This is a genomic window from [Clostridium] citroniae WAL-17108 (genome assembly GCF_000233455.1).
GTDB lineage: Bacteria > Bacillota > Clostridia > Lachnospirales > Lachnospiraceae > Enterocloster > Enterocloster citroniae.
Window position 1 is genome coordinate 1 of the sequence record NZ_JH376426.1, and the last position, 5,056, is coordinate 5,056.

Here is a 5,056-nt window from a genome sequence, read left to right on the forward strand (position 1 = left end):
CCAGCCGCTCAGAGCATTGGCATTAACGTTTGTAAATAACTGAAACCGTACCTGAGTTTGGAATGTTAAAATAGAGCATCTTGGACGCTGTATCGATCCTGGTTGGCTGTATTACAGTCCAGGTTCCGGTTAAGTTATTGTAGAAAAGCACCTGTACATTTCCCAGTCCGTCAACCAGGTTGGGGATATACATAGGAACTTCCACTGCCCCTGCCTTCTCAGCATTGGTTGAGGCATCCTTTGTAACGATTGCCTGGGTTCCAACCAGTGCACTGTACCCGGTCAGGTCCACGCCTGGAACAGCTTCATTCAGCGGACGCCCGCTGTTGATGCCGTTGATGGCGTTAACCACGCTCTCCGGAAGTCCGGCAACAGCGCTGCCAGTGTCCTTTACAAGTTCCAGAGCCGTATCGCCTACCACGGCCTGCCCCCTGCTGTTGGTCTGTACTCCTCCGCCAAACTGTACCGTGTTGGTGGTAGTCCCGGTTTTTGCAGTTGTGTTGGTGCGGGTTCCCGCGTCATAACTGCTTCCATCGCTGCCTCCATCGCTGATCACCGGGCCTGTTCCCGGGCTGTTAGCCGCAAACGTGCATACTGACTGTGATGCAGCCAGTGCAGCAACCAATGCGATTGTTGTGATTCTTTTTCTCATAGTTCTCACTCTTCCTTTCCATTGCATAATTTTGTATCTTTCTATCAATAAGTAGTTGTTGCTATACTTATTTTCCCTTTTTGTACCCGTCTATTCCTCCGGTCTGTAAAACAGTTCCAGGATCAATGGACGGATCTGATCCTTGTCAGGATAGTACTCATCATAGATTGACGTTTCCACAGCGTTACCCGGAAGTGTCAGCATATCGCCTATCCCCACATCCTGCCCCTTTTCAATAAATGCCAGGGCCATATCCAAATATCTGTCCTTTGTCATGTCTGTTATCATGTAAGGTTCTATTTCTTTCAGGATCCATGGCACAAAGCCATCATCCCGGCCGGCCTTTTTCCTGGCCGCCTTTAAAAAACCCTCTATATAGGATTTCTGCCGCTCCGTACGGCCGATTGCGCTTTGAGCCTGTTTTGTATCCCTGTAACGGATATAGGCTTCAGCCTGTTTTCCCCGGAGCGTAAGATCCTTTCCATAAATAAAGTCAGGATCCGCCTTTTCCAGTTCCCTGTCCTTTATGGTTACGGCAACGCCGCCCACCCCGTCATTCACAACCGGTATGACCGACATGCTGAAAGCCATATATCCATCTATGGAAAGCCCGTCAAGCAGCCTGCTCACCGCATCCGCCATGTACTGGCAGCTCTTTTCCCTTCCATCTCCATAGGCATACGCCAGGGCCAGATGCTGGATCCCCTGTCCCAGTTCATTGCCGCTTAGGTCTGTCAGAGTGATCTCCGTCATGGTGTCCCTGGGGATCATCAGGATTTTTACCCTGTCCCTTGCAGTGTCCTGGGCTATGAGAAAGATTCCGTCCGCCTGTCCCCCCTGTCCCGCTACCCTGGATTCCTCCAGGCTTCCGGTCCTGTCTATTCCCATACACAGGATGGCCTTTACATAAGTATTGCGCCGGTAGGTCTTTCCCTCATACTCGATCCTGTCCCCCATGCCCTTTGCAGTGGATCCGATCTGGTCCTGGCGCCACTGCGCCGCCTGCTCTGCCGATGCCTTCCTGTCCAGATATAACTGGCAGGTATGGTAAACAAAGAAAGCGAGGAGGACCACGCCGGCTGCTGTAAATACCTGCTTCCACCAGCTGCGGGTCTGATTCCGTTTTATTCTGATCCGTTTCATTCCATATCCTCATTCCGAATCCTGCCCGGCTTCATCTGGTCCGGCCTCATTTCACCTGGCCTCATTTCACCTGGCCTCATCCAGGATCTGGTATTTCTCGCCCCCTCCGCCGTAAGTTTTTCCATAGTATCTTCCATAATATTTTCCATAATATTTTTTATAGTATCCATTATCGTAATCCGTCCCCACCCGGTTCAGCACAGCCCCCAGGATACGGCACCCGCTTTTTTCCAGCTGGCTTTTTACTTTCTGCACCAGATGGTAGCTGATGGTCCCGCTGTTAATAACGATCACGGCCCCATCACACAGGCTGGCTATAATGGCTCCGTCTATAAGGTTTGCCATGGGCGGCGTATCTATGATAATGTAGTCATACTTTAACCTGGCACGGTCCAGCAGTTCCTTAAACAGGGGATCCTCTAAGAGTTCCGATGGGTTGGGCGAATAGGGGCCTGCAAGGATAATATCCAGATTCTCCACATCTGTGCCATAACAGATCTCCTCCGCTGTTTTCTGTCCGCTTAAATACTGGGACAGCCCGCAGGGGTTTCCCTGGATCTCATGCCTTTTTACGATCACAGACTTGCGGATGTCCCCATCGATCAGCAGTACCTTTTTGCCTATACTCCCAAAGGAGGCTGCAACCGCAAAGGTCGTATCACTCTTTCCTTCACTGGGCAATGAACTTGTAAACATAATGGTCTTCAGGTTATTTCCGCAGAACTGGATATTGGTGCGGAGCGTCTTGACCGCTTCCTCGTAATGGTAATCTTTCCTGCCTGTATTTTTAAGGCTTAATGTCTGTCCCATTCCTTAATCCTCCCTGCCTTTTTTCTTCTGTCCTGGTTTCTGTTTTTTCCGGCTCTCTTTTCTGCCCCGGAACTTTATAGGCTGCTCTTTTTCCGCCTCACCGTTATCAGGTATGGCGGCCAGGACACTGATTCCCAGATACTTAGACACATCATCCTCAGACCGTATGGTGTCATTCATAATGACCTGAAGGGTTATGATTGCGCAGGATATCACGGCAAGCGCCATGCCTCCCAGCGCAGCGTTCCTTGTCACATTGGGGGAAGCCGGCTTGTCCGGGACTACCCCGCCTTCTATGATCTTGGGTGGTATCATTTCCATAATATCGCCTATGTAATCAGATGAGGCCCTGGCCACCTCGTCCACGATTGCCCTGGCCCTTACAGGGTCTTCATCCGATACCGTCATATTGAGGATACGGGTATCCGTGGGGTTGGTGATCGTAATCTTTTCTTTCAGCTGGTCATAGGTCAGATCCAGGCCCTGCTTTTCGATCACCTGTTCCAGTACCGGCCTGCTGGTTATCATGACACTGTAATCCTTTGTCAGCTGGCTGCCGATCTGCAGATCTGCCAGCGAAGTCAATGTTGTCTCCTTAGACAGAACGTACACCATAGATGTTGATGTATAGACCGGGTTTAATATCATCACGCTGTAAAGGCCCGCCGCCATACATCCCGCAATTGCGGCCAGTATGATGATCCATGCCTTTTTCTTGAACACATACAGCAGTTCCATTACATCAATCTCTATTTCATTTTCATCTCTGTCTTCGTATAGTTTGTTTTCCATCACTGTTACCTTTTCCACACTTTTTTCTTACAGCAGCATCCGGTCTGCCAGTATAAATTCGGGATTTTCCCGCAGGATCCGGATTGCTTTCTCCTCGCCCGCATTCCGTTTCAGCCACAATATCCCTTCCTGCATTCCAGGGGGACGGACCGCTATATTGTGCATGTCTGTTGCCAGGAAATGAATATACCCTTTTTTCAGATTCCGTCTGCACCACCGGAGTCTTTTGTCCATCCACACACCGGTAAGGCTTTTAAAATTCACCTGCAGATATGCACCATAATCGATCAGTTCTTTCAACAACTCATCCCGGGCAAGGCACGGATAACGTTCCACGTGCGCGATTACCGGAAAATAGGATGCCTGCACTAATTGACGGACTGCCCTGCTTATCCTGCCAAAGCTGTCCCCGGGTGCAAACTCCACCAGCACATACCTGCTCCCTGCCAGTGTCAGGGCCTTTCCCTCGCCCAGGTATTCCAGGATACTCTCAAAATACATGATCTCCTGCCCCAGGCTTACATGGTAATCACTGGAAATGCTGCCGGCTTCCCTCTCCAGGCGCCTGCACAGTTCTTTTAAACGGCCAACTTCCTGTCTGCGCGAAAAATGAGGGGTAGCTATCAGATGGCGTGTCCCCTGCTCATATGCCATCTTCAGCAGGGTTATGGTTTCCTCCCAGTCCCCAGCCCCGTCATCAACCCCCGGCAGTATATGGGTATGTATGTCCACCCATCCCTTATCAGAATTCATCTCCCTCATTCACTACCTCTTCCATCCACCCGTGGATCCCACGGATCACATCCATACCGCTTCTGAAATTCATCTGCCCTTTGGAATTCTTCAGGGTTCCCTGAATGCTTGCGTTCCGTCTGGAATACACCCTGATGGAGAAAATGTTCTTGGCGGAACATATGTTGTTAGGGTTAAACCTTACATGCTGGAGAGGTACAGGACTGTTCCTTTTTTCAGTCCCCTTTGCCCGTTTCCGCGCAGGCGGATTCTTGCTTAGATATCGGTATTCATTGCATTTGCGCGGAACACCGGCCATGTCCATAACGTTCTCAAGCTGAATCAGCATATTATCAAGCCCAAAAAAGTAAAAAGGTTCTTCGTAATAAAATGTCTGTAAATAACCTTTTGCGATTCCGTTATAATAATTTTCAATCACGATAAACATGGTGGCGGTATATTCCGGATACTGTCCTCCATCTCTCAGGATATCGTCCTCCGCAATAATCAAACCATCCTGTACTCCAGTGTCCATATGACCATCCTTTCCATGTGTAATATCATCCAACATATGAAAGCCACTGTTTAACATGTCCCCTTATTTTTATCCACCACGGAATAATCATTCTGCGGTATTTTGATGACAATGTTTAAATGAAAATCAAATAAAAATGGGTATTGTGACTTTTGAGTGGAACTTCAAAAGAAAAAATACCCATGACGAAAAGGCCGGTTCATGATTTTATCCTTCCCGGCCTCATTGTATTGGAGAAAAAACAGCTTTATGTATATTGACTCCCCCCACATTTTGTTATAAAATACATACAATGCAGGTTCTCATTATTTGATATGCAGACTCATCACCACAGAATGATTATTCTGTGGTGTTTAAATAAGTTGCCTGACCGCAGAATGATTATTCTGTGG

The 5,056-nt window shown here is 48.6% G+C and carries 6 protein-coding genes; all 6 read right to left on the reverse strand.

Going from position 1 to position 5,056, the window contains the following annotated elements:
• Positions 1-22: 22 nt before the first annotated feature.
• The 6 genes from HMPREF9469_RS20375 to HMPREF9469_RS20400 all read right to left on the reverse strand — a co-directional run bounded on the left by HMPREF9469_RS20375 (position 23) and on the right by HMPREF9469_RS20400 (position 4,664).
• A complete protein-coding gene (locus HMPREF9469_RS20375; protein WP_007866113.1) occupies positions 23-652 on the reverse strand; it encodes a hypothetical protein in 630 nt (209 codons plus the stop codon).
• 90 nt (positions 653-742) lie between these two features.
• Positions 743-1,795, reverse strand: a complete 1,053-nt coding sequence (locus HMPREF9469_RS20380) for an LCP family protein (protein ID WP_007866116.1) — start codon at positions 1,793-1,795, stop codon at positions 743-745.
• A 66-nt stretch (positions 1,796-1,861) separates the two neighbouring features.
• Positions 1,862-2,605 carry a CpsD/CapB family tyrosine-protein kinase gene (locus tag HMPREF9469_RS20385; protein ID WP_007866119.1) on the reverse strand — a complete coding sequence of 248 codons (744 nt, stop codon included), beginning with the start codon at positions 2,603-2,605 and terminating at the stop codon, positions 1,862-1,864.
• 3 nt (positions 2,606-2,608) lie between these two features.
• The gene (locus tag HMPREF9469_RS20390; protein ID WP_007866124.1) at positions 2,609-3,397 is read right to left on the reverse strand and encodes a YveK family protein; all 789 of its coding nucleotides are present in this window, start codon (positions 3,395-3,397) and stop codon (positions 2,609-2,611) included.
• A gap of 27 nt (positions 3,398-3,424) precedes the next feature.
• Positions 3,425-4,159 (reverse strand): CpsB/CapC family capsule biosynthesis tyrosine phosphatase, encoded by a 735-nt coding sequence (locus HMPREF9469_RS20395; protein WP_007866127.1) that lies wholly within the window; start codon positions 4,157-4,159, stop codon positions 3,425-3,427.
• Entirely contained in the window at positions 4,140-4,664 is a 525-nt protein-coding gene (locus HMPREF9469_RS20400; protein ID WP_007866129.1) for a hypothetical protein, read from the reverse strand. Before HMPREF9469_RS20400 ends, HMPREF9469_RS20395 begins: the two co-directional genes overlap by 20 nt.
• Between the last annotated feature and the right edge of the window lie 392 nt (positions 4,665-5,056).

Coding starts and splice junctions, on each gene's coding strand:
- HMPREF9469_RS20380 (WP_007866116.1), bottom strand. CDS start 1,795: ATGAAACGGATCAGAATAAAACGGAATCAGACCCGCAGCTGGTGGAAG.
- HMPREF9469_RS20395 (WP_007866127.1), bottom strand. CDS start 4,159: ATGAGGGAGATGAATTCTGATAAGGGATGGGTGGACATACATACCCAT.
- HMPREF9469_RS20390 (WP_007866124.1), bottom strand. CDS start 3,397: ATGGAAAACAAACTATACGAAGACAGAGATGAAAATGAAATAGAGATT.
- HMPREF9469_RS20385 (WP_007866119.1), bottom strand. CDS start 2,605: ATGGGACAGACATTAAGCCTTAAAAATACAGGCAGGAAAGATTACCAT.
- HMPREF9469_RS20375 (WP_007866113.1), bottom strand. CDS start 652: ATGAGAAAAAGAATCACAACAATCGCATTGGTTGCTGCACTGGCTGCA.
- HMPREF9469_RS20400 (WP_007866129.1), bottom strand. CDS start 4,664: ATGGACACTGGAGTACAGGATGGTTTGATTATTGCGGAGGACGATATC.